Source organism: Pseudoalteromonas sp. SR45-5, from assembly GCF_014163565.1.
GTDB lineage: Bacteria > Pseudomonadota > Gammaproteobacteria > Enterobacterales > Alteromonadaceae > Pseudoalteromonas > Pseudoalteromonas distincta.
The window spans coordinates 1-1,516 of the sequence record NZ_JACJDN010000806.1; the positions used below are offsets into that span (position 1 = coordinate 1).

A 1,516-nucleotide genomic window follows, 5' to 3' on the forward strand; every position below is an offset into this window, starting at 1 on the left:
TACATGGATGTAAGCAATTAGAATAACGCAGGAGCAGTTATCGAGCACACTAGCTTATAAATCTTGCGCCGCAATTAAATAGCACCTAGTTTGAACAAATTTTTATCCACAAAGATAAACAGACCCTAGATATAAATGCATTAATTTAAATGTTTAAGCGTGCTTTTTATAAGTTAATAGCAATAAATCATAGATTTAAATATTGAAGCTATTGATAAGGTACAAAATTTTGTAAAGAAAATTTATACTTTTTTATATGCATGACTATGCTTGTTTTAATTTGTACATTATTTAGCAATGGATTATGCCCGCATATCTTTTCACTCTTTTGTTAGGTTTAACTGGGCCTCTCCAGTTTGGGACAAACTTACCCACCACAGCTCCTAATAATGCAGTCAACCAAGTCGAGTGTATTTTATTTGAAATGGGAGCGCCTTTTCAGCTCCAAACCTTGCCATGGTTACGTGCACGTCGAGAAGTAAAGTTAGAGCGCTTAGATGGATATTTCACAACCCATTTAATGCCTGAAATGAAAGCTTATGGACGTATATCATCCCCCATTTTTTTAGAAAGCTGGTACTGGTTCACTCACCCAGAGAGCATTAATAAACCAAAAAATAAAATGCGTTATGGTGCAGTAAGAGGAAGTTATCAAGCAAATTTGTTTAAAACTCAGAATATTATTGCTGAGGTAGAAGTAAATTCATTAGAAGAAATAGTAAATGTAATGCACCATAAACGGATTGATAGAATCCTACTTGATTTAGACGATTTTGAATTAGCAGCCTCTAAGCTAGGGATCAATAAAGACGAGTACCAAAAAGAATTTTTTAGATATGTACCTTTGGGATTATTTGCTTCGCATTCACTTATCAAACGCCTTCCTGAATTTATGCAGCAGTTCGATGAAAATATAAATACTTGTGCGCAAGCTCCATTTTCACTATCAAAAAGTGAAGAAACGCAAATACTTGATAGGCTCTACAGTAGCGCTAAAACCTTATTAAACTTACCTAGTTTAGTCGAAGAAGTTCAAATAAGTAATGAGTCTCCTTTGAGTGAGCCTGAAATTATGAAACGAGACCACCTATGGATAAAAGAAAGTAAACACGTTGGGCATGCTGATGCGTTAACTATGCTTGATTTACCGTTATCTAAGGTATTTAAAAAATGGCAATCGCAGTTTAAAGGTGTTGTTACTGAGCTTATATTGACTGATAGCCAAGGAAAAAATATAGCAATAAGTAAGTTAACCAGTGATTACTGGCAAGGAGATGAGAATAAGTTTACTAAAATATTTAAACAGTCAAACGACTATAACTTTGATAGCGTTACATATGATGCATCAACACATCATTTTCAAGTACAGCTAAGTTTTCCTGTTTTAGATGATAATAATAGTCATATTGGAGTGTTGATTTTAGGTGTTGATGTAGAAAAAGCACTCCATTCGTCAAACGAAAAGAGTAACTAACTCGATACCTTTCATAAGTTAGCTAAGCTTTAGAACTTTAGC

The 1,516-nt window shown here is 34.0% G+C and carries 1 protein-coding gene; it reads left to right on the forward strand.

What is annotated here, in order from left to right; translation table 11 throughout:
* Window positions 1-304: 304 nt before the first annotated feature.
* Window positions 305-1,474 carry a cache domain-containing protein gene (locus H5072_RS19225; protein WP_182694478.1) on the forward strand — a complete coding sequence of 390 codons (1,170 nt, stop codon included), beginning with the start codon at window positions 305-307 and terminating at the stop codon, window positions 1,472-1,474.
* The last annotated feature ends 42 nt before the right edge of the window (window positions 1,475-1,516 follow it).